This window comes from Rhizobium acaciae (assembly GCF_025941625.1).
GTDB lineage: Bacteria > Pseudomonadota > Alphaproteobacteria > Rhizobiales > Rhizobiaceae > Rhizobium > Rhizobium acaciae.
The window spans coordinates 1-22,355 of sequence record NZ_JAPCZO010000030.1 but is presented as its reverse complement, the minus strand read 5'-3'; the positions used below and the strand labels follow the sequence as shown (position 1 = coordinate 22,355).

Sequence of the window (22,355 nt, the reverse complement as noted above, 5' to 3'; positions counted from 1 at the left end):
CGGAATGCACGTCCAGGCATGCATGGTTAACATCGCTTTAACCCGGCTCTGATTAGGTAGAGCGGACGCATTTTGACACGGCGAAGCTTCAGCGATTCGCGTGTCCTCAGGCATTGGACGGGTTAGACACATGGCAAGAAGCACGTCGCCGGCAATGGATGGCCGTCCGGATCGGTTCTCCTTCTCGGCATTCATGCTGCGGCAGATCCAGGCGCTCATTGGCTTTGCGATCTTTCTGCTGCTGGCGTTCTGCGTCGCGGCACTGGCGACATGGAATGTTGCGGATCCGAGCTATTCCTATGCGACCGCCAACCTGCCGACGAATATTCTCGGTTACAGCGGGGCTGCCTTTGCCGATATCGTCATGCAGTTCCTCGGGCTTGCCAGCGTCGTTTCGATGCTGCCGATCGTCGCCTGGGCGCTGACGCTGATCTCGGGCCGCCGCTTCAGCCGTATTCCTGCCCGTGCCGGCGCCTGGTTCGGCGGTTCGGTGCTTTCCTGCGCCGTCCTCGGCTGCTTTCCGCCGCCGCTCACCTGGCCGATCCCGAATGGCATCGGCGGTGTCATCGGCGACATGATCCTGCGTTTTCCCGCACTCTTCGTCGGCGCCTATCCGACGGGCACTTTCGCCATGGTCGTCGGCTGCATCTTCGCCGCGCCGACCGCCTGGCTGATGCTTTTTGCATCGGGGCTCGTCGGCCGCAGCGACGCTGACGAGGAGATCGAGGAAGACTACGTCGATACGCGCAGCAAGGCCCGCGTCGTCGGAGACGAGGACGAGGAGGAGGACGAGTCCCGCTGGGTCGCTCTCAGCGGTGCCGTGACGCATGCCTGGTACATGAGCCAGGGCCGACTGCGGCGGCTGTTCGGCATGGGGCCGCGCAAGCGGCGCCAGGGCGATTACGAATCACCTTATGATTTCAACGATGACGAGTTCGGCACGCTGAACGAACCCGTCCGCGCCAAGGCGCCGACCGTCCACGGCGAACGCATGGAGCCCTCGATGGAACCATCAATGGGGGCAAGGACGGCTTCGCCGCGGCGTATCGTCTCCGCGCCGTCGATGTCCATCGATGACGACGACGACAATGACGACGACCTCCCCTTCGATAACGACATGCCGCCGCGCCCGGCCGATATCCTGCCCGACGACGATGACGACGACGACTGGATGATTCGCGCGCCGGCAAAGGCGGCCGGCAAACCGGAACCGCGCGTCGTTCCCGTCGTCGCGCGTCCGAAGCCCAGCGCCCGCATCGAGCGGGAGGCGCAGGGCTCGTTCATCCGTCCCGAGGGTTTCCAGCTTCCCTCGATGCATCTGCTCGCCGAACCGAAGAATGTGGTGCGCGACTCCACGCTTTCGGCCGATGCGCTGGAGCAGAATGCCCGCATGCTCGAAGGCGTGCTTGAGGATTTCGGCGTCAAGGGCGAGATCATCCATGTGCGCCCCGGCCCTGTCGTCACGCTCTACGAACTGGAGCCGGCGCCCGGCATCAAGTCGTCGCGCGTCATCGGCCTTGCCGACGATATCGCCCGCTCGATGAGCGCCATCGCCGCCCGCGTCGCCGTCGTGCCCGGCCGCAACGCGATCGGCATCGAATTGCCGAACCAGACGCGCGAGACCGTCTATCTGCGTGAACTCATCGCTTCCCGGGATTTCGAGGGCAGCAAGGCGAAGCTCGCCATGGCGCTCGGCAAGACGATCGGCGGCGAAGCCGTGATCGCCGATCTTGCCAAGATGCCGCATCTGCTCGTCGCCGGCACCACCGGTTCCGGCAAGTCGGTTGCCATCAACACGATGATCCTGTCGCTGCTCTACCGCATGACGCCGGAACAGTGCCGGTTGATCATGATTGACCCGAAGATGCTCGAACTCTCCGTCTATGACGGCATCCCGCATCTGCTTTCGCCTGTCGTCACCGATCCGAAGAAGGCCGTCGTCGCGCTCAAATGGACGGTGCGCGAGATGGAAGAGCGCTACAAGAAAATGTCGAAGATCGGTGTCCGCAACATCGACGGCTTCAACACCCGCGTCGAGCAGGCGCTGTCGAAGGGCGAGGCGATCTCGCGCACGGTGCAGACCGGATTCGACCGCCATACCGGCGAGGCGATGTACGAGACCGAAGAATTCGATTTGCGGCCGATGCCCTATATCGTCGTGATCATCGACGAGATGGCCGACCTGATGATGGTCGCCGGCAAGGATATCGAAGGCGCCGTCCAGCGTCTGGCGCAAATGGCGCGTGCCGCCGGCATCCACGTGATCATGGCGACACAGCGTCCCTCCGTCGACGTCATCACCGGCACGATCAAGGCGAACTTCCCGACCCGCATCTCCTTCCAAGTGACCTCGAAGATCGACAGCCGCACCATTCTCGGCGAACAGGGCGCCGAACAGCTGCTCGGCATGGGCGACATGCTCTACATGGCGGGCGGCGGGCGTATCCAGCGCGTGCACGGCCCGTTCGTTTCGGATGTCGAAGTGGAAGAGATCGTCTCCTACCTGAAGACCCAGGGCTCGCCGCAATATCTCGACGCGATCACCGCCGATGACGATGAAGACGGCGACTACGGCGGCGGTGGCGGCGGTCCGGCCGGCACGTCCAATCTTTCCGAATCGGAAGATCCCTACGACCAGGCGGTCGCCATCGTGCTGCGCGACGGCAAGGCGTCGACCTCCTACGTCCAGCGCCGGCTCGGCATCGGCTACAACCGCGCCGCCTCGCTCGTCGAGCGCATGGAGAAAGAGGGCATCATCGGACCGGCCAACCATGCCGGCAAACGCGAGATCCTCGTTCCCACAGAAGGCGACATCCTCGACCGCTGACAGAACAGGCATATATTTCCAATACAGCCGCTTTTGCGGAAACCTGATGGCATCGAAGCCGTTACCTCTCGCAGGCCGATCGCAACGCCTTGAAGACGCCGCCTTTCGGCAGCATGCAGATCGCATAAAGGAGATTTAGATGAGTCACTCCGATAGCTTCCTCTCCGGCCTGACGGTAACGCGCCGCGACCTTCTCGGCGCCTTTGCCGTCGCTGCGATAGCGAGCGCCATTCCCTTCGGTGCTTATGCGCAGGCGGCAGCTCCCGCCTCCGGCACGGCGCAGGCGATCGCCGATCATTTTTCCGGCGTCACGACGATGCAGGGCGAATTCGTGCAGTTCGGTCCGCGCGGCGAGCAGACCGGCGGCAAGTTCTTCATCCAGCGCCCCGGCAAGTTGCGCTTCAACTATGACGCTCCGTCGCCGATGCGGGTGATCGCCGACGGCAAGAACGTCGCCATCGGCAATACGAAGCTGAAGACCTGGGATCTCTATCCGCTCTCCAAGACCCCGCTCAGCCTGCTCCTGGCGCAGCGTATCGACCTTTCGGCCGGCATGGTGAAGGGCGTGAAGGAAGAGTCCGACCTGACGACGATTGCGCTCGGCAACAATACGGTGTTCGGAAACTCGACCATCACCATGATGTTCGACCCGAAGACCTACGACCTGCGTCAGTGGACGATCACCGACAATCAGGGCAAGGACACCTCGGTGATGATCTTCAACGTCAAAACCGGCATGCAGTTCGACGATCGCGTCTTCCGCGTGCCCTATGAGACCATTCCAGGCACGCCTCAGTCGCGCGATTGAACCTTTTCGGTTGATCGGCCGCTCCTTTTACAAGCGGCCGGTTCCCTCGCGTCCACCTTTGTTTTAAAGCCCTTTCATGAAAGCGTGAAGGGGTATGGGCATGGGCTTTTCGATCACCACCTGGAACATCAATTCGGTGCGGCTGCGCATGCCGATCGTCGAGCAACTCGTTCTCAAGCACAGGCCCGATATCCTCTGCCTGCAGGAAACCAAGGTGACGAACGACCTGTTTCCCGCGGCACCGCTGAGGGCGATGGGCTACAATCACATCATCATCCATGGCCAGAAGGGCTATCACGGTGTGGCGATCGCCTCGCGCATTCCGTTGACCGAGGATCACCGGCAGGATTATTGCGGCGTCGGCGATGCGCGCCACATCTCGGCGATCTTCGAGCACGGCAATCGCCGCGTTCGGCTCCATAATTTCTATGTCCCGGCCGGCGGCGACGAGCCGGATCGCACGATCAATCCGAAATTCGGCCATAAGCTCGATTTTATCGAGGAGATGAAGCTGCTGAAAGCCAATGGCGAGGCCAACACCTCAGCCATCCTCGTCGGCGACCTCAACATCGCGCCGCTGGAGCATGATGTCTGGTCGCACAAGCAGCTTCTGAAGATCGTCAGCCATACGCCTGTCGAAACCGAGGGGCTGCTCGAGGTGATGAAGCGCGGCGCCTGGCTCGATCTGATGCGCCAGCATGTGCCTGCCAGCGAGAAACTCTACACCTGGTGGAGCTACCGCGCCAAGGATTGGGAGGCCGCCGACCGCGGCCGCCGTCTCGACCATATCTGGTCGTCGTCGGATCTCGGGCCGCATCTCAAGCGAATCGAAATCCTGAAGGAGGCGCGCGGCTGGGACCGGCCCTCCGACCACGTACCGGTCACGGCGCATTTCGATTTCTAGAGCGATGCAATTCAGCTTTTCGTAAAGCGGAGAACTGCTCTAACCGGGATCAGCTGAAGCGGTAGAACTGGCTTGCGGCCTTTGCCGCAAGCTCCGCAAGATTATCGCGGATCCGGTTCTCGATCAGCCGGGCTGCGTCCGGATATTCTTCGATCAGCCGGTGGAAGAGGGCGCGGGTGATGCGGATGATGCTGGTGTCCTCGCGCGCTACCGCGGTGAACTTGCGCTCCACCAGCGTCACCAGCGCCAGCTCGGAAACCAGGGTTCCGGGACCGGCGATCCCCTCCGTCCTCTGCATGCCGTCGCTGCTCGTTGCGCTCAGCTCCAGGCTGCCGCTGAGGATGACATAGGCGCTCTCGGCGGGCGAGCCCTGGCGAAACAGCATCTGGCCGGCCGCGATCATGCGCCGGTCGGCGCCAAAGGCGATCAATCGCAGCTGATCCTCGTTCATGTCCTTGAACAGAGGAAGCTGCGCGAGCATGTGGATGTCGTCGGTCAGCGCCATGCGGGCTTTTCGCCTTAGAGCAATTCCAGCAGAAGTGTCTAGCGGTTTTGCCAGGCAAAGCGTGAAACGCTTTTGCCGGGAATTGCGTGAAAACAAAGAGATAGAGCACTTCCGTGATTCGGAAAAACGGAAATGCTCTAGGGTATGATCTTGTAGCCGCCGTTTTCCGTGACGAGGATTTCGGCATTGGAGGGATCGCGCTCGATCTTCTGGCGCAGGCGATAGACGTGGGTTTCCAGCGTATGCGTCGTCACCCCGGAATTATAGCCCCAGACCTCTTCGAGCAGCACGTCGCGGGTAACGACCTTCTGTTCGGCGCGGTAGAGATAGCGGATGATCGCCGCTTCCTTTTCCGTCAGCCGGATCTTCTGGCCGTTATCGGTGGTCAAAAGCTTCTGGCTCGGCTTGAAGAGGTAGGGACCGACGGTGAAGGTCGCGTCCTCGCTCTGCTCATGCTGGCGCAGCTGCACGCGGATGCGGGCGAGCAGCACGGCGAAGCGGAAAGGCTTGGTGACATAGTCATTGGCGCCGGCTTCGAGGCCGAGGATCGTGTCCGAATCGGTATCGTGGCCGGTCAGCATGATGATCGGCGCCTTGAAACCGCCCTTGCGCAGCAGCTTCACTGCCTCGCGGCCGTCCATATCGGGCAGGCCGACATCCATGATCAGCAGGTCGATCGGCATCGCGCGAGCGGTCGCCACACCTTTGCCGGCGTTGGCTTCCTGCAGAACCGTGAATTCCTCATACAGCGACAATTGCTCCGTCAGCGTCTGCCGAAGGTCATCGTCGTCATCCACCAGAAGAATGGTGCGTGCGGTCATGCCGTTTACGTCCTCGTGTTAAGTCCCCTAGTCCTACGCCAAATTCCTGGTTTGGCAAGGATCGGGCAGCGGGCTGTTGCCGGGTCGGTTTCGATATGATTTCAATCGAAGCCCCAGACAAGGCACGACATGCGAGAAAAATGGAAAAAGCAAGGCAGAGGCGAGGTATGACGCCGTCGACGATCGTGGTGCGTCCTGCGCCGGGGCGCAAGAGCCGGGCGATCGTCCAGCTCGGCGCCATCACCGTACCTGCTGCGATCGGCCGCTCCGGCCGCACCGTGATGAAACGAGAGGGCGACGGCGCCACGCCGATCGCCTCGATGAAGCTGTTGTCCGGCTTCCGGCGCGGCGAGCGGAACGGCCGCCTCGTCACTCCGCTTTCCATCCGCCGCATCCGCCCCGACATGCACTGGTGCGATCAGTCCGACAGTGCCAGCTACAACCGTCTGGTCCGGGCGCCGTTCAGCGCAAGTCACGAGGAGATGCGGCGCAGCGACGGGCTCTACGATATCTGCCTGGTGATGGACTGGAACATCTCCTCGCGTGCGCGCAATCGCGGCTCGGCGATCTTCTTCCATCTCATCAGGCCGGGCTACGAGCCGACGGCGGGCTGCGTGGCGGTGAGCCTGCGCGACATGCGCCGACTGCTGCCTCACCTTCGAAAGGGAACGATTGTCCGCGTTGTCTGATTGTCTTCCGGATGCGGTCACCTATATGTTTGCGGTGACCGAACGCTCCGGCTGAAATGCGTTCAGGGACGCCCCGTAGGCGCGGGCGCAATTCATGCCTCGTCCAATTCTTCAAACTCCCGGAGATATATTGTGACCGCTCAACCCATCATCACTTTCCATGACGGACATTCCATTCCGCAAGTCGGCCTCGGCGTCTGGCAGACGCCGCAGGATATTGCCGCTCCCACCGTGCGCACGGCGATCGCCGCCGGCTATCGTCACATCGATACCGCTTCCGGCTACGACAACGAAGAGGGCGTCGGCGAAGGCATCCGCTCTTCCGGCCTCGACCGCAAGGACATCTTCGTCACCACCAAGCTCAGGAATACCGATCAAGGCTATGACAATACGCTGCGCGCCTTCGACGGCAGCCTGAAGAAGCTCGGTTCCGAGTATGTCGACCTCTACCTCATTCACTGGCCGTCGCCGCATCGCGGCCTCTATACGGAGACGTGGAAGGCCTTCGTGCGCATCCGGGAAGAGGGCCGTGCCCGCTCGATCGGCGTGTCGAATTTCAATCCCGAACATCTCGAGCGCATCATCGGAGAAACCGGCGTGGTTCCCGTCATCAACCAGATTGAGCTGCATCCCGATTTCCAGCAGAAAGTGGCGCAGGAAGTTCACAAGAAGCTGAATATCGCCACCGAATCCTGGAGCCCGCTTGGCCAGGGTAAGTTCATCTCGAACGCCGATATCGGCGAGATCGCCAAAAAGCATCGGAAGACGCCGGCTCAGGTGATCATTCGCTGGCACATCGACACCGGCCTCGTCGTCATCCCGAAATCGGTGACACCGTCGCGCATCGAGGAGAACTTCCAGGTGTTCGACTTCAAGCTTGATGCCGACGACATGGCCGCGATCGCCAAGTTCGACAGCGCCGGCGCCCGCATGGGACCGGATCCGATAACGGCGACCTTCTGATCGCCGTCCCCATCATTGCCAAGCCAATCAGTGGCCGCCTCGGGAGAGATCACCTGCGGCGGCCTTTGTATGATGGGCCTGCCGCTTCAATAGTTACATTTGGACGATCCGTTGGTCGGGGTAAAACCGAAGTTGCAAGCATTGTTCAGGCGCCGCGGACGCCCGATCGAACCGGTATAATCGTCCGAAGCGAAGGCGCGCGAGGGATACCAATAGCCATTCGAGCTCTTGATATAGCCGGGCCGGGCGCTGCTATAACCGCGATAGCCATTGAGAGACGGTGCCTTGCTTTGCGCGACCTGTTGCCACAAGCCGGAAGAGACCTTGATCGGCGGTGCTGCCGGATGGATCGGCGCAGCCGCGGTGGCATCGATCGATGCCAGCGATACGAACAGGCCCAGGATGGTTTGCGGCAGGCGTCCTGCCATTTTCTGTCTCATGGCTATTCTCCCAGATCACACAACGCGGAGCTTTGCTGGCACAATCAGGCGGGTTGATCGCCGGGACTGGCAATGGACGCCCGAAAGCGCGCCTGTCGAAAGTCGCGCGAGATGCGTCTGAAAGCGCCATCGCGATGAAGCCACAGGCATTCTCCGATGTCGATTGCCCGAACGGGTGAAATCAAGAACGCGGGTCATTCACTGACGAGCTCGTGGGAGCATTATCCACCAGGTGCCGAAGGCACGGGGTGTCATAAATGCGAAGCCCACCGATGCGCAGGGGCATCGGTGGGCTTTTGATTTTCATCCGTTTCGACGGATCAGTTCCACTCGCGGATATCGACGAAGTGACCGGCGATCGCGGCTGCGGCGGCCATTGCCGGCGAGACGAGGTGCGTGCGGCCCTTGAAGCCCTGACGGCCTTCGAAGTTGCGGTTCGAGGTCGAAGCGCAACGTTCGCCCGGCTTCAGACGGTCGTCGTTCATGGCAAGGCACATGGAGCAGCCCGGCTCGCGCCAGTCGAAACCGGCGGCCTTGAAGATCTTGTCGAGGCCTTCGGCTTCCGCCTGTTCCTTGACGAGGCCGGAACCCGGAACGATCATTGCGTCGACGGTTGAGGCAACCGTCTTGCCTTCGACGACCTTGGCGACTTCGCGCAGATCCTCGATGCGGCCGTTGGTGCAGGAGCCGATGAAGACGCGGTCAAGCGTGATGTCGGTCATCTTCGTGCCCGGCTTCAGGCCCATATAGTCGAGCGCGCGCCACTTGGAGGTGCGCTTGGTTTCGTCCTGGATGTCGTCGGGGTTCGGAACGATGCCCTGGACGGAGATGACATCCTCGGGCGAGGAGCCCCAGGAAACGATCGGCGGCAGGCTGGCGGCATCGAGAACGACGACGCGGTCGTAATGAGCGCCCTCGTCGGTCTGCAGCGTCTTCCAGTAGGCGATTGCCTGTTCCAGCGCCTCGCCCTTCGGCGCGCGCGGCTTGCCCTTGATGTATTCGAAGGTTTTTTCGTCAGGGGCGATCAGGCCGGCGCGGGCGCCGCCTTCGATCGTCATGTTGCAGACGGTCATGCGGCCTTCCATCGACAGCGCGCGGATCGCTTCGCCGGCAAATTCGATGACGTGGCCGGTGCCGCCGGCGGTGCCGATTTCGCCGATGATGGCAAGGATGATGTCCTTGGCGGTAACATGCGGCGGAAGCAGGCCGTCGACCCGCACCAGCATGTTCTTCGCCTTCTTCTGGATCAGCGTCTGGGTCGCCAGCACATGTTCGACCTCGGAGGTGCCGATGCCGTGCGCCAGCGCGCCGAAGGCGCCATGCGTCGAGGTATGGCTGTCGCCGCAGACGATGGTCATGCCGGGCAGGGTGAAGCCCTGTTCCGGACCGACGATGTGGACGATGCCCTGGCGCTTGTCGCTTGCCGAATAATATTCGACGCCGAATTCGGCGGCGTTGGTCGCCAGCGCTTCCACCTGGATGCGGCTTTCCTCGTTCTTGATGCCGAGATGGCGGTCGGGCGAGGTCGGAACGTTATGGTCGACGACGGCGAGCGTCTTTTCCGGCGCGCGAACCTTGCGGCCGGTCATGCGCAAGCCTTCGAAAGCCTGCGGCGAGGTGACTTCGTGGACCAGATGCCGGTCGATGTAGAGAAGACAGGTGCCGTCCGGCTGTTCGTCGACCAGATGATCGTCCCAGATCTTGTCGTAGAGGGTACGCGGTGCGCTCATGGCGTTAAGTCCGTTTTTCTAAAGCTTTTGGAAAATCGAGAAATGGCAGATCAGGCTCCGCCGGCCGTCATTCGATCAACGAAGTCGGCTGTTGAGAGCACCGGACACACACGCAAAAAACCGTGCCGGCAGGCGATAATGATCCTGCAGCACGAAAATATGCGCACCAATGCATCTGAACTTGGATTCCATGGCCCTGCATATAGCGATTTTTCGCGGCGGCTTCAATTTGAATCATCAGCAGGCGCTCTGCGGCCTCTCGGCGGCGCGGCGGGTATTGATCGCTTACCGCGACTTCATCCATTTCTCCGTCCGCCGCAGCGCCAGCGACAGGCCGATCGTCAGGATCAGATAGATATAGGTGACGATCGAATAGGTCTCGAAGAAGCGAAAGGAGCCGGCGGCATAGACCTTGCCCATCTGGGTGATGTCGGCGACACCAAGCACGGAGACGAGCGAGCTGTCCTTCACCATCGAGACGAAATCGTTGGAGAGCGGCGGGAAGATCACCCGGATCGCCTGCGGGAAGACGACGGAGCGAAAGCGCCGGTAACGTGACAGGCCAAGCGCCTTGGCCGCCTCGATCTGGCCGAGATCGACCGACTGGAAACCGGCCCGGAAGATTTCGGCGATGAAGGAGGAATAGCCGACCGTCAGCGCGATGATCGCTCGCCACATCAGCGACAGGTCGCGCACCAGAATGGGCTCGGCCATACCTGATGTCACCAGCGGCGAAATCAGGAAGTTGTAGGCTGCGACCAGAGCCGGCGCGCCGACGAAGGCGACGTAGAACAGCAGCACGAGGATCGGTATGCCGCGGATGATCTCGATGTAGAAGCGCGCAATCTGACGCAACACCTGGCTGTCGGCCATGCCAAGCAGGCAGATGCCGAGGCCGAGCACGGTGGCGAGCACGAAGGCGACCAGCGTGACGAAGACGGTGACGCCGACACCGTTGACGACGGTGCGGAAGACCTGGGCATAGATATCGTTGGCGACGATGACGGCGGCAAGCACGATGCCGATCGTGACGAGGGCGACCAGCCACCAGGGATGGTCGTCCTTGACGTGTCTGTCGCGAGATGGTCGCAACGCCATCAGCGGCTGCTCGGCGTCATTCGCCCATCTTGTAGTCGAGGAACCACTTCTTGTTCAGCCCATCCAGCGTACCGTCGGCCTTGAGTGCGGCGATGGCGGCATTGACCGGGGCGACGAGGTCGGACCCCTTCGGGAAGATGAAGCCGAAATCTTCGGTGCCGAGCGGTTCGCCGATCAGCTTGAGGGCACCGTTCGAGGCATCGACATAGCCCTTGCCGGCGGTACCGTCGGTCAGCACGACGTCGACATCGCCGGTCTTCAAGGCCTGGACGGTGGCGCCGAAGGTTTCGAAGAGCTTGATGCGCGGGTTCTGCTCGTTACCATCAAGCACTTCGTAGACGGCGGTGTAGAAGGGCGTTGTACCGGGCTGTGCGCCGACCAGGCCATCCTTGAATTCGCCGAAGGACTTGGCATCGGTGAAGCGCTTCTCGTCGCCGCGTACCAGCATGAACTGCTGCGAGCGCATATAGGGATCGGAGAAATCCACCTTCTGCTTGCGGTCTTCCTTGATGGTGATGCCGGTCATGCCGATGTTGTACTGGCCGTCGGACACCGCCTGGATCATCGCGTCCCAGCTGGTGTTCTGGTATTCGACCTTGAAATTCAGCCGCTTGGCGATCTCGTTCATCGCATCATATTCCCAGCCGATCGCCTTGCCGGATTTCGGATCGACGAATTGCAGCGGCGGATAGGCATTCTCGGTGACGACGACGACGCTCTTGCCGCCGAGATCGGGCAGTTCGGCGGCCGATGCGGCGAGGGGTAGAAGAGCAAGGGCGGCGAAGCTCGCAAGAACGGTACGATGAAACAACATTGAACGGTTCCCCAAAATTGAACGGCAAAAACTGTCACGGAAGATGGGCCTGAGGCAAGGCCGCCGGCTGCGCACCGAAGCAAAAAATAGAAAAGGCGACCCGAAGGCCGCCTTTCCAAGCAAAGAATTTTGCGTGGCGCAGATCTTATTCTGCTGCCGGTTCCGCTGCAGCGGCGGCTGCTTCAGCGGCGGCCTTGGCTTCCGCAGCGTCTGCTGCTGCCTTCTCGGCGGCGAGCGCCTGAGCTGCTGCAACCTTTTCAGCTTCGATACGTGCCTTTTCCTCGGCAATGGCGGCGCGCTCGGCGTCGTTGAGCTTGCGGGCGCGGACGCCGGTGTCTTCAACGATACGGGCAGACTTGCCGCGACGGTCGCGCAGGTAATAGAGCTTGGCGCGACGGACCTTACCGCGGCGAACGACGTCGACGCTTTCGATCATCGGCGAGTAGATCGGGAATACGCGCTCGACGCCTTCGCCGTAGGAGATCTTGCGGACCGTGAAGTTTTCCTGCAGGCCGCCGCCGGAGCGGGCGATGCAGACGCCTTCATAGGCCTGAACGCGCGTACGAGTGCCTTCCGTGACCTTCACGTTGACGCGGACGGTGTCGCCCGGGGAAAATTCGGGAAGCGTGCGCTTGGCTTCGATCTTGGCGGCCTGTTCGGCCTCAAGTTGCTGAATGATGTTCATCGTCTTAACCTTTGGTTCTTCTGAAACAGCCAGAGCGCTCGACACTGATCCTTCGGAACTGGCCTCAGGACTTTGCCCGTCAAGGGCGGGAGCGGATTCGCCATTCTTTGTTTGCTGGCAGACGGGGATAAACCCCATTTCCGCGTGCGCCAATACACGAAAGGCCAGGCCTTGTCATCCCTTGGACGGCATTTTTGTGAAAAGGGCTGCGAAATCAGCCGTTTTTCTCACTTTACAGCGCCGTGCGTGTTTTCAGACGCGCAAAGGACGCTGTAGCATTTTGAATCTACGCATCGTGCTTTCCGAAATTCGATCCCGATTTTCCGGGAGATGCGCCGGCCTTTTCCAGCAGATCCGGCCGCCGCTCCCGCGTCAGCCGCACCGCTTCCTGATGCCGCCATTTCTCGATGGCGCCATGGTTGCCCGAGGTGAGGATTGCGGGGATTTCCCGGCCTTCCCATTCCTGCGGCCGGGTATAATGCGGATGTTCCAGCAGTCCGCCTTCGAAGCTTTCGTGCAGGCCGGAAAGATCGTTGCCCATGACGCCAGGCAGGATGCGGATGATGGCATCGAGCACGATCAGCGCCGCCGGCTCGCCGCCTGACAGCACGTAGTCGCCGATCGAGACCTCTTCCAGTCCGCGCGCCTCGATCACCCGCTGGTCGACGCCCTCGAAGCGGCCGCAGACGATGATGACGCCGTCGCCGGCCGCGAGTTCGCGCACACGCTCCTGCGTCAGCGGCCGTCCGCGCGGGCTCATCAGCAGCCGCGGGCGGGTATCGTTTTCTGAGGCGCTGTCGATCGCACGTGCAAGAACGTCGGCCTTCAGCACCATGCCGGCGCCGCCGCCGGCCGGGGTGTCGTCGACGGTGCGGTGTCTGTCGGTGGCGAAGTCGCGGATCTGAACCGTGTCCAGCGACCATTGCCCCCGCTCCATCGCCTTGCCGGCGAGCGAGAAGCCCAGATGCCCCGGAAACATTTCCGGATAAAGTGTCAGCACGCTCGCCCGGAAAGCCATCATTTCTTCTTTTTCGGCTTGTCGGGCGTGAATTTCGAAAGCTCTTCGGGATCGTCGACCAGCCCCGCCGCCAGCGGATCGATCAGCAGCGTGCCGGCCTCGAGGTCGATCTCCAGCACCGAGGCTTCGGAGAAGGGGATCAGCACCGGGCGCTTGCCCGGACCTTTGAGTTCCAGCAGGTCGCCGGCGCCGAAATCGAAGACGCCGGTAACCGTGCCATAGCTGACACCCTTGTCGTCGCGTGCTTCGAGGCCCTCGAGATCGGCATAGTAGAACTCATCTTCTTCCAGCTCCTCGTCCGGCAGATTGTCCCGCTCGATATAGAGTTCAAGCCCATTCAGGGCCTCGGCGGCATTGCGGTCGTTGACACCGCGGAAACGGACGACGACGACATTCTTCATCTCGCGGATTTCGAGAACTTCGAAGCTGCGGCCGTCCATGCTGTGCAGATGGCCGTAGTCGCCAAGCGCGCCGGGATCGGCCGTATAGGCCTTGGCGCGCACCTCGCCCCGGAGGCCCTGCGCGCCACCGATCGTCGCCATCAGAACGGGGTTTTCAAGCTTGGTCATGGGTTCCTTCATGTGAAGCCGAAAGACAGGTTTCTCATAAACGAAGTGCGTGCGATTGGAAACGAAAACGGGCGGCATGTCGCCATGCCGCCCGCTCGAAGGGAATGTCGCGATTATTCCGCGGCGTCTGCTGCAGCAGCCGCAGCGTCGGCGACCTTTTGAGCCTTTTCGGCGGCGCGTTCCTGGGCGCGCTTGCCGGGCTTTGCCTTGACCGGGTTGTTCTTGACTTCGCGCTTGGCAACGCCTGCCTCATCGAGGAAGCGCAGGACGCGGTCGGTCGGCTGGGCGCCATGTTCGATCCAATGCTTGATGCGCTCGGCGTTCAGCTGAACGCGCTTCTCATCGTCCTTGGCAAGCATCGGGTTCCAGGAACCGAGGTTTTCGAGAAAGCGGCCGTCACGCGGACTGCGCGCATCGGCGAGAACGACGTGGTAATACGGGCGCTTCTTGGAACCACCGCGGGCGAGACGAATTTTCAGTGCCATGTTCTTTACTCCTTGGGCTTTTCTTGACCGCTTTCTTGAGCGGTACGGTTATCGGGCTGCAGCGCTTTGTTCAGCGTGATCCGCAGCGATCTGCTCATGATGCCGGATGACTTCCTTGATGACGAAGTTCAGGAACTTCTCGGCGAAATCCGGATCCAGATTGGCGGCTTTCGCCAGCTGGCGAAGGCGTTCGATCTGGTATTCCTCGCGCGCCGGGTCGGCCGGCGGCAAATTGTATTTGGCCTTCAGCACGCCGACCTCTTTGGTGCAGCGGAAGCGTTCGGCCAGCATGTGCACGAGAGCGGCATCGATATTGTCGATCGACTGACGATAGCTCGCGAGCTGGGCTTTGACGTTTGGATCAATCATGGGGCAAGCGATCCTTTCACTTCTTCTTCGGCAATCCGGGCAATCCCGGGAAACCACCGCCAAGGCCCGGCAGCTTGGCGCCGCCGAGGCCCGACAAACCACCCGGCATACCGCCGAGACCGGGCATACCCCCACCCGGCTTTCCAAGCCCCGCCGCTTCGGCCTGCTTCTGCAGGGCCTCGAGCTGCCGGGGATCGATATTCGAGAGATCGGGCATGCCGCCACCCATGCCGCCCATGCCGCCGCCGAGCCCCATCTTGCCGGCAAGGCCGCCCATCATCTGCTTCATCATGCCGCCTTTGCCCTTGCCGCCCATCATCTTCATCATGTCCGCCATCTGGCGGTGCATCTTCAGAAGCTTGTTGATGGCGGCGGCATCGGTGCCGGAGCCGGCGGCGATGCGCTTCTTGCGCGAATGCTTGAGCAGGTCGGGATTGGTGCGCTCGGCCTTGGTCATCGACTGGATGATGGCGATCTGGCGGCCGAAAAGCTTGTCGTCGAGGCCGGCTGCGGCCATCTTGTCCTTCATGCCGGCCATGCCGGGCATCATGCCCATGATACCGCCCATGCCGCCCATCTTCTGCATCTGGCGCAGCTGGTCGGCCAAATCGTCGAGGTCGAACTTGCCCTTGGCCATCTTGGCGGCCATGGCGGCTGCCTTCTCGGCGTCGATGTTTTCGGCCGCGCGCTCGACGAGCGAGACGATGTCGCCCATGCCGAGGATACGGTCGGCGATGCGGCGAGGATGGAATTCCTCCAGCTCGCTCATCTTCTCGCCGACGCCGATCAGCTTGATCGGCTTGCCGGTGACGGCGCGCATCGAAAGGGCGGCACCGCCGCGGCCATCGCCGTCCATGCGGGTCAGCACCAGACCGGTGATACCGACGCGTTCGTCGAAACTGCGGGCGAGGTTGACGGCGTCCTGGCCGGTGAGGCTATCGGCGACCAGCAGAATTTCATGCGGGTTCGACCGCTTCTTGATGTCGGCCATCTCGACCATCAAGGGCTCGTCGATATGCGTGCGGCCGGCGGTATCGAGGATGACGACATCATGGCCGCCAAGCTTGGCCGCCTGCACGGCGCGGGCGGCGATATCCGTCGGCGACTGGCCCGATATGATCGGCAGCGTGTCGATATTGGCCTGCGCGCCAAGCTGGCGAAGCTGCTCCTGGGCTGCCGGACGGCGCGTGTCGAGCGATGCCATCAGCACCTTCTTCTTCTCGCGCGTCGACAGGCGATGGGCAATCTTCGCCGATGTCGTCGTTTTGCCGGAACCCTGCAGGCCGACCATCATGACGACGACGGGGGCCGGCGCATGCAGGTCGATGCCGACCCCTTCGCCGCCCAGCATCTCGATCAGTTCGTCATGCACGATCTTGACGACCATCTGGCCGGGCTTGATCGACTTCAGGATCTCGGCGCCGACGGCCTTTTCACGCACGCGGTCGGTGAAGGAACGCACGACGTCGAGCGCGACGTCGGCCTCCAGCAACGCACGGCGAACCTCGCGCAGCGCTGCGGAAACATCGGCTTCCGAAAGCGCGCCACGGCCTGTCAGTCCATTCAGAATGGATCCAAGACGGTCCTGGAGGTTTTCAAACATCGGCTCTTCCTTGATACGTTTCGGGCGGGTTCTTACCTGCCCGGAAACGTCGTGCTTTTCCTTGACGAAAACAAGACGCAAAGCCAAAAAGCACCCGAGGGCGCATCGCGCTGTCGGGTGTTGACCTCCGGGATCTCAGATCCCGGTCGGCGGCTCGGAGTCGTGTGGCTCGTCGCGGATTGGGCGCGATAAACAGGAAAGCCGCGCGAAAGTCAAGGCAATGCGGACAAATGACCGCATGACCGCCGTCTCAAAAGCCAGGTGGCGAGAGGGCGCTGGCGTCTCATCCAGTGGTTGCAGCAAAAGTACATACTCAAACAAAGTGATGTATTGGCTTGCGCAATCCGCCAGCGTTTCAGGTTTTGCCGATAAATATTGCCACTCCGGCGGCCGAATTCGCTGTCAACGCCAGTTGCAAATTATTCTGCTTATGATTCTACTTTCTACTTAAGTGCGTCCTGTAAAATGATTCGTGAATATCCTTGATGCCGAATGAATCGGCGGAGATATCGAATGTTAAATGCTGATATTGAGAGCTGGGCGCTGGCGCGGGCCCATCATATTGTCCTGAACGAAGGCCTGAATCTTGCCAAGGCGGCACAGGATCTGGATCGCAAGCGGTCCCGCTCGCTGGTCTACGAGCTGAGAAAGGTCATCACCGCAGCTATTGTCGAAGCCCATGCTGCGTCCTTCGATCCCGACGGTGCGCAGCGGTAAAGCCGAACTGCTGCCTCGAAGGGGTCAGCGGACCGCAACGTCTGCCCGGCACTCACCCACTGGTAATTCCTTCGCATTTCCGCCATATACACCGGAAAGACAGACGGAATGATACCCATGAGCGCAACGGTCGAATTTGCGAGGATGAACGGGCTTGGCAACAAGATCCTGGTCGTCGACATGCGCGGCCGGCCGGACAAAGTGACGCCGGCGGCGGCGGTCGCGCTCAATGCCGATCCGCAGACTGAGTTCGATCAGATCATGGCGATCCATGATCCGAGGGCCGAAGGCACCGATGCCTTCATCGACATCCTGAATTCCGACGGCTCGAAGGCGCAGGCCTGCGGCAACGGCACGCGCTGCGTCGTGCAGGCGCTTGCCGCCGAGACCGGCAGGAAGGTCTTTACCTTCCAGACAGTCGCCGGCATCCTGAATGCCGTCGAACACGAGGACGGGACGATCTCCGTCGATATGGGCCGGCCGGTGTTCGATTGGGACAGGATCCCGCTGGCGGAAGAATTCCACGACACCAGCCGCATCGAGTTGCAGATCGGCCCGATCGACAAGCCGGTGCTGCATTCGCCGTCGGCGATGTCGATGGGCAATCCGCATGCGATCTTCTGGGTGGACAGGGACGTGATGTCCTATGATCTCGCCCGCTTCGGACCGTTGCTCGAAAACCATCCGATGTTTCCCGAGCGCGCCAATATCACGCTTGCGCAAGTGACCTCGCCGACATCGGTGACGACGCGCACCTGGGAGCGCGGCGCGGGGCTGACGCTTGCCTGCGGCTCGGCTGCCTGTTCCGCTGCCGTCAGTGCTGCGCGCACCGGCCGAACCGGCCGCAAGGTGACGATCAATGTGGCAAGCGCCAAGCCGCCGGCCACGCTTTCCATCGAATGGCGCGAGCGCGACGATCATGTCATCATGACCGGCCCGGCCGAATGGGAATGGTCGGGCAGGGTCGATCCTTCGACCGGTCTCTGGTCGCGCGAGGGTACCCGGGAGGCGGAGGCGCAGTGAGCGGCATCGAGGTCATTACCTTCGGCTGCCGCCTCAACACATATGAATCCGAAGTGATGAAGGCGCAGGCTGAGAAGGCCGGGCTCAACAACGCCATCCTGGTCAATACCTGTGCCGTGACCGGCGAGGCCGTGCGCCAGGCCCGCCAGGCGATCCGCCGGGCACGGCGCGACAATCCGCATGCCCGCATCATCGTCACCGGCTGCGCCGCGCAGACGGAAAAGCAGACCTTCGCCGCCATGGCAGAGGTCGATGCCGTGCTCGGCAACGAGGAGAAGCTGACCAGCGCCTCCTATCGCAGCCTGCCGGATTTCGGCGTTTCGGCCGAAGAGAAGCTCCGGGTCAATGACATCATGAGCGTCAAGGCGACGGCGCCGCAGATGGTCAGGCACATCGACGGCCATGTGCGCGCCTTCATCCAGGTGCAGAACGGCTGCGACCATCGCTGCACTTTCTGCATCATTCCCTATGGCCGCGGCAATTCCCGCTCCGTACCGATGGGAGCCGTCGTCGATCAGGCCCGCAATCTCGTCGACGGCGGTTATCGCGAGATCGTACTGACCGGCGTCGATGCCACCAGCTATGGCGGCGATCTGCCGGGCGCCCCGACGCTCGGGCTTTTGGCGAAGACGCTGCTGAAGCAGATCCCCGATATCCGCCGCCTGCGGCTTTCCTCGATCGACAGCATCGAGGCCGATGCCCACCTGATGGATCTCATCGCCGGCGAGCCACGTTTCATGCCGCATCTGCATCTTTCGCTGCAGCATGGCGACGACATGATCCTGAAGCGCATGAAGCGCCGGCATTTACGCGCCGATGCGTTGCGTTTCATCGAGGATGCGCGCCGCCTCCGCCCCGAGATGAGCTTCGGCGCCGATATGATTGCCGGCTTTCCCACCGAAACCGAAGAGATGTTCGAGAACGCCGTGAGGCTGGCCGAAGAAGCCGGTATCGCCCATCTGCATGTCTTCCCCTACAGTCCGCGTCCCGGCACGCCGGCCGCCCGCATGCCGCAGCTCGACCGGTCGCTGGTCAAGGATCGCGCCGCAAGGCTGCGCGCCGCTGGACATAGGCTGCATCGATCCCATCTCGATGGGATGATTGGAACCCGGCAATGGCTGCTTGTTGAAAACAACGGCTTGGCGCATACGGAGAACTTCACGCTGGTCGCAGCCCCCGGCCTTCGTCCCGGCGAACTTGTGCCGGTCACGATCACCGGCCACAATGGCAAGCATCTCGACATGCAATTGACGGCCGCAGCAGCGGCCTGACTTTCACGGAATCCCCATGGCGCTCAGTTTCATCAAAAAGGTCTTCACCTTCGGCAAGCCGGCTGAAGAACCTGTGCCTGCGGCCGTGGAGAGGGAGCTGGAGCCGCGTTCGCGCGACGAAGATCTGCCGGTTGCCGACGATCCGGTGCTGGCCGAGGAAATGGATACGGCCGGCGGGCCGGCTGCCGATATTGACGAGGGCGGGGTCGAAGCAGCGGTTGCTGAAGATGATGTCGAATCCTCGATCCTGCCCGCCGCCGACCAGCTGAACGACATGGGTGTCGTGCCGCTCTCATTGCTGGAAGCCGAGGCAGCAGCGGAGGCGGAGGTTGAAATCCAGGCGGTCGCCGAACCCGTTGCGGAACAACCACCTTCTGTCCCTCCGGGACATCTCCCGCACGAGGCGGGAGATCCTGTGGAGACCGGAGCGCTAGAACAGCCGGCTGACCTCGAAGAGATCGTTGAAAAGCTTCCGGAAGAGACGCCGACCGAGCCGGAAGAGATTCCGACTGAGGATGATGCAGGGCTGGATTCGCCCTCCCAGCCAATCTCCCCACTTGTGGGGGAGATGCCCGGCAGGGCAGAGGGGGGCAATCCCACGGCAGAACCGGAGATTGGTTCTCCCATCCTGCCCAGAGGCTTTGCCACCGGGCCGAAGGTCGTTGAGCCCGAGGCCGTTGTCCTGCAGCCAAAACTCAGCTGGTTCCAGCGCCTGCGCAATGGCCTTGCACGCACCTCTTCGCAGCTGACCGGCCAGATCACCGCGCTCTTCACCAAGCGCAAGCTCGATGACGAGACGCTGCAGGATCTCGAAGACCTGCTGATCCAGGCCGATCTCGGCGTCGAGACCGCTATGCGCGTCACCGACACGCTTGCTTCCGAGCGTTATGGCAAGGATGTCACCGGCGAGGATGTCAGCCGGATCATGGCGTCGGAAATCGCCAAGGTGCTGAAGCCGGTCGCCCGGCCGCTGCAGCTCGACCTCTCGCACAAGCCGCATGTCATCCTCGTCGTCGGCGTCAACGGCACCGGCAAGACCACGACGATCGGCAAGCTTGCCGCAAAGCTTTCCGGCGCCGGGCTGAAGGTGATGCTGGCTGCCGGCGATACCTTCCGTGCGGCGGCGATCGAGCAGCTGAAAATCTGGGCCGACCGGACGAATTCCGAATTCATCGGCACCAAACTCGGTGCCGATGCCGCCGGCCTTGCCTATGATGCCTTCGAACAGGCAAAGGCGAAAAAATGCGACGTGCTGATCGTCGATACCGCCGGCCGCCTGCAGAACAAGGCCGAGCTGATGGCCGAGCTCGAGAAGATCGTCCGCGTGCTCGGCAAACTCGATCCCGATGCGCCGCATACCGTGCTGCAGACGCTCGATGCCACGACGGGGCAGAACGCGCTCAGCCAGGTCGAGATCTTCCGCAACGTCGCCGGCGTCAACGGGCTGATCATGACCAAGCTCGACGGCACGGCGCGCGGCGGCATTCTCGTCGCCATCTCCGCCAAGCACAAGCTGCCGGTCTATTTCATCGGCGTCGGCGAGGGCGTCGAGGATCTGGAGCCGTTCGAGGCCGAGGATTTTGCCCACGCCATTGCCGGACTTGGGCAATGATGCCACAGATATGCCGCCGAAAGCCTGCAGGGCACGGCCGGAAACAGTTTCCAGGAAAACAGGTTTGAAGAACGCATGAGCACCGAAAGCGATATCACCCCGTCTGCTGCCGACCGGCATCATCCGCTGCTGAAACTGGCGCTGGAACTCGGGCCGCTGATGATCTTCTTCTTCGCCAATCTGCGCGGCCAGTGGCTGGTGGAGACGTTTCCCGCTCTTTCCGAATTGGGCGGACCGCTGTTCGTCGCGACCGGCCTCTTCATGGCGGCGACGATCATCTCGCTGATCGTTTCGAAGATCGTGCTCGGCCATCTGCCGATCATGCCTTTTGTATCCGGCATCGTCGTCGTCATCTTCGGCTCGCTGTCGATCTGGCTGCAGAACGAGACCTTCATCAAGATGAAGCCGACCATCGTCAACGCGCTCTTCGGGGTGGCGCTGCTCGGCGGCTTGGCCTTCGGCAAGTCGCTGCTCGGCTATGTCTTCAACGCCGCCTTCCAGCTCGATGCCGAGGGCTGGCGCAAGCTCACCATCCGCTGGGGTATCTTCTTTCTCTTCCTTGCCGTGCTGAACGAAGTCGTCTGGCGCAATTTTTCCGACGGTACCTGGGTCGCCTTCAAGGTCTGGGGCACGATGCCGATTACCATCATCTTCACGCTGGCTCAGATGCCGTTGGTGCTGAAACATAGCGTCAACCTGGAAACGGAAGGCGAGAAGTGAGCGCTGCAGAGGCCGAATACCGCGTAAGACACCAGACCTTTTGGTTCGCCGCCTGCCTTGCGGTTCTGATCATTCAGATTGCCGCCGAATATATGATGGGCCGCGTGCCGATCTGCGCCTGTGGCTATGTCAAGCTGTGGGAGGGCGGGGTCAATACCAGCGGCAATTCGCAGCATCTGTCGGATTGGTACACGCCGTCACACATCATCCACGGCTTCCTGTTTTACGGGCTCGCGCATCTCATCCTGCGCGGCAAGCCGCTGGCGGCAAGGCTGCTGCTGGCGCTGGTGATCGAATCCGGCTGGGAACTGCTCGAAAACTCCCCTCTCATCATCGACCGCTACCGCACGGCGACGATCGCGCTCGATTATTACGGCGACAGCATCCTGAATTCGGCGATGGACACCGTCTTCATGTGCGTCGGCTTCTTCTTCGCGCGGCGCGCACCGGTGGCGCTCACGGTTGCGATCGCCATCTTCTTCGAGATTTTCACCGGCTACATAATCCGCGACAACCTGACGCTCAATGTTGTGATGCTGATCTGGCCGGTGGAGGCGATCAAGGTCTGGCAGGGCGGGGTGTAGGGCTTTTTTGTCCCGATAAACCCCTCCCCAACCCCTCCCCACAAGGGGGAGGGACTAACTCGTGGCACCGCCTCGCAAACCAGCCAACTGCACGTACGAG

The 22,355-nt window shown here is 61.8% G+C and carries 24 protein-coding genes; 11 read left to right on the top strand and 13 right to left on the bottom strand.

The window, feature by feature from the left end; all coding sequences use genetic code 11:
• Positions 1 to 130 precede the first annotated feature (130 nt).
• From OLZ32_RS33540 to OLZ32_RS33530, 3 genes are all read left to right on the top strand, one after another.
• Positions 131 to 2,827: a DNA translocase FtsK gene (locus OLZ32_RS33540; RefSeq protein WP_264424619.1), complete on the top strand. Its 2,697-nt coding sequence runs from the start codon at positions 131 to 133 to the stop codon at positions 2,825 to 2,827.
• Positions 2,828 to 2,966: 139 nt separating this feature from the next.
• Entirely contained in the window at positions 2,967 to 3,635 is a 669-nt protein-coding gene (locus tag OLZ32_RS33535) for an outer membrane lipoprotein carrier protein LolA (protein WP_017989747.1), read from the top strand.
• 100 nt (positions 3,636 to 3,735) lie between these two features.
• Positions 3,736 to 4,539 carry an exodeoxyribonuclease III gene (locus tag OLZ32_RS33530; protein ID WP_026160043.1) on the top strand — a complete coding sequence of 268 codons (804 nt, stop codon included), beginning with the start codon at positions 3,736 to 3,738 and terminating at the stop codon, positions 4,537 to 4,539.
• 49 nt (positions 4,540 to 4,588) lie between these two features.
• On the opposite strand, the gene OLZ32_RS33525 is transcribed toward OLZ32_RS33530, so the two are convergent.
• Both OLZ32_RS33525 and OLZ32_RS33520 read right to left on the bottom strand, forming a co-directional pair.
• Complete coding sequence (locus tag OLZ32_RS33525; RefSeq protein ID WP_003543679.1) at positions 4,589 to 5,044, bottom strand: cyclic nucleotide-binding domain-containing protein; 456 nt, start codon at positions 5,042 to 5,044, stop codon at positions 4,589 to 4,591.
• Between the two features lie 137 nt (positions 5,045 to 5,181).
• Positions 5,182 to 5,865: a response regulator transcription factor gene (locus tag OLZ32_RS33520; protein ID WP_003543678.1), complete on the bottom strand. Its 684-nt coding sequence runs from the start codon at positions 5,863 to 5,865 to the stop codon at positions 5,182 to 5,184.
• A 167-nt stretch (positions 5,866 to 6,032) separates the two neighbouring features.
• Between OLZ32_RS33520 and OLZ32_RS33515 the strand changes: the two genes are divergently transcribed.
• Both OLZ32_RS33515 and OLZ32_RS33510 read left to right on the top strand, forming a co-directional pair.
• Positions 6,033 to 6,554, top strand: coding sequence for a L,D-transpeptidase family protein (locus tag OLZ32_RS33515; protein WP_003543677.1), 522 nt, complete (start codon positions 6,033 to 6,035; stop codon positions 6,552 to 6,554).
• A 132-nt stretch (positions 6,555 to 6,686) separates the two neighbouring features.
• Entirely contained in the window at positions 6,687 to 7,517 is an 831-nt protein-coding gene (locus OLZ32_RS33510; RefSeq protein ID WP_264396388.1) for an aldo/keto reductase, read from the top strand.
• A gap of 86 nt (positions 7,518 to 7,603) precedes the next feature.
• Here the strand turns inward: OLZ32_RS33510 and OLZ32_RS33505 are convergent, their stop codons facing one another.
• The 11 genes from OLZ32_RS33505 to ffh form a co-directional block, all read right to left on the bottom strand.
• Complete coding sequence (locus OLZ32_RS33505; RefSeq protein WP_003543675.1) at positions 7,604 to 7,957, bottom strand: hypothetical protein; 354 nt, start codon at positions 7,955 to 7,957, stop codon at positions 7,604 to 7,606.
• 320 nt (positions 7,958 to 8,277) lie between these two features.
• Entirely contained in the window at positions 8,278 to 9,687 is a 1,410-nt protein-coding gene (gene leuC, locus OLZ32_RS33500; protein WP_003543674.1) for a 3-isopropylmalate dehydratase large subunit, read from the bottom strand.
• 67 nt (positions 9,688 to 9,754) lie between these two features.
• Complete coding sequence (locus OLZ32_RS33495; RefSeq protein ID WP_172643642.1) at positions 9,755 to 9,991, bottom strand: hypothetical protein; 237 nt, start codon at positions 9,989 to 9,991, stop codon at positions 9,755 to 9,757.
• Entirely contained in the window at positions 9,973 to 10,785 is an 813-nt protein-coding gene (locus OLZ32_RS33490) for an amino acid ABC transporter permease (RefSeq protein ID WP_003543672.1), read from the bottom strand. Before OLZ32_RS33490 ends, OLZ32_RS33495 begins: the two co-directional genes overlap by 19 nt.
• A gap of 16 nt (positions 10,786 to 10,801) precedes the next feature.
• Entirely contained in the window at positions 10,802 to 11,599 is a 798-nt protein-coding gene (locus tag OLZ32_RS33485) for a basic amino acid ABC transporter substrate-binding protein (RefSeq protein WP_264424617.1), read from the bottom strand.
• 145 nt (positions 11,600 to 11,744) lie between these two features.
• A complete protein-coding gene (gene rplS, locus OLZ32_RS33480) occupies positions 11,745 to 12,284 on the bottom strand; it encodes a 50S ribosomal protein L19 (RefSeq protein WP_011653908.1) in 540 nt (179 codons plus the stop codon).
• Between the two features lie 286 nt (positions 12,285 to 12,570).
• Positions 12,571 to 13,302, bottom strand: a complete 732-nt coding sequence (gene trmD, locus OLZ32_RS33475) for a tRNA (guanosine(37)-N1)-methyltransferase TrmD (protein WP_032987707.1) — start codon at positions 13,300 to 13,302, stop codon at positions 12,571 to 12,573.
• Positions 13,302 to 13,871, bottom strand: a complete 570-nt coding sequence (gene rimM / locus OLZ32_RS33470; protein ID WP_032987705.1) for a ribosome maturation factor RimM — start codon at positions 13,869 to 13,871, stop codon at positions 13,302 to 13,304. Before rimM ends, trmD begins: the two co-directional genes overlap by 1 nt.
• Before the next feature lie 113 nt (positions 13,872 to 13,984).
• On the bottom strand, positions 13,985 to 14,356 hold the full coding sequence (gene rpsP / locus OLZ32_RS33465) for a 30S ribosomal protein S16 (protein ID WP_003543667.1): 372 nt from the start codon (positions 14,354 to 14,356) through the stop codon (positions 13,985 to 13,987).
• A gap of 48 nt (positions 14,357 to 14,404) precedes the next feature.
• Positions 14,405 to 14,725 (bottom strand): chorismate mutase, encoded by a 321-nt coding sequence (locus OLZ32_RS33460; RefSeq protein WP_003543666.1) that lies wholly within the window; start codon positions 14,723 to 14,725, stop codon positions 14,405 to 14,407.
• Positions 14,726 to 14,741: 16 nt separating this feature from the next.
• The gene (gene ffh / locus OLZ32_RS33455; RefSeq protein WP_027666944.1) at positions 14,742 to 16,328 is read right to left on the bottom strand and encodes a signal recognition particle protein; all 1,587 of its coding nucleotides are present in this window, start codon (positions 16,326 to 16,328) and stop codon (positions 14,742 to 14,744) included.
• A gap of 492 nt (positions 16,329 to 16,820) precedes the next feature.
• On the opposite strand from ffh, the gene OLZ32_RS33450 reads away from it, so the two are divergent.
• The 6 genes from OLZ32_RS33450 (at position 16,821) to OLZ32_RS33425 (ending at position 22,255) form a co-directional block, all read left to right on the top strand.
• Complete coding sequence (locus tag OLZ32_RS33450; RefSeq protein ID WP_017962453.1) at positions 16,821 to 17,045, top strand: hypothetical protein; 225 nt, start codon at positions 16,821 to 16,823, stop codon at positions 17,043 to 17,045.
• 117 nt (positions 17,046 to 17,162) lie between these two features.
• Complete coding sequence (gene dapF, locus OLZ32_RS33445; RefSeq protein ID WP_026160041.1) at positions 17,163 to 18,068, top strand: diaminopimelate epimerase; 906 nt, start codon at positions 17,163 to 17,165, stop codon at positions 18,066 to 18,068.
• Positions 18,065 to 19,339 carry a tRNA (N(6)-L-threonylcarbamoyladenosine(37)-C(2))-methylthiotransferase MtaB gene (gene mtaB, locus OLZ32_RS33440; protein ID WP_264396387.1) on the top strand — a complete coding sequence of 425 codons (1,275 nt, stop codon included), beginning with the start codon at positions 18,065 to 18,067 and terminating at the stop codon, positions 19,337 to 19,339. The genes dapF and mtaB overlap by 4 nt, the downstream gene beginning before the upstream one ends.
• A 16-nt stretch (positions 19,340 to 19,355) precedes the next feature.
• A complete protein-coding gene (gene ftsY, locus OLZ32_RS33435; protein ID WP_264424614.1) occupies positions 19,356 to 20,951 on the top strand; it encodes a signal recognition particle-docking protein FtsY in 1,596 nt (531 codons plus the stop codon).
• Between the two features lie 75 nt (positions 20,952 to 21,026).
• Complete coding sequence (locus OLZ32_RS33430) at positions 21,027 to 21,671, top strand: septation protein A (protein ID WP_003543660.1); 645 nt, start codon at positions 21,027 to 21,029, stop codon at positions 21,669 to 21,671.
• A complete protein-coding gene (locus OLZ32_RS33425; protein ID WP_017989732.1) occupies positions 21,668 to 22,255 on the top strand; it encodes a DUF2585 domain-containing protein in 588 nt (195 codons plus the stop codon). Before OLZ32_RS33430 ends, OLZ32_RS33425 begins: the two co-directional genes overlap by 4 nt.
• Positions 22,256 to 22,355 lie beyond the last annotated feature (100 nt).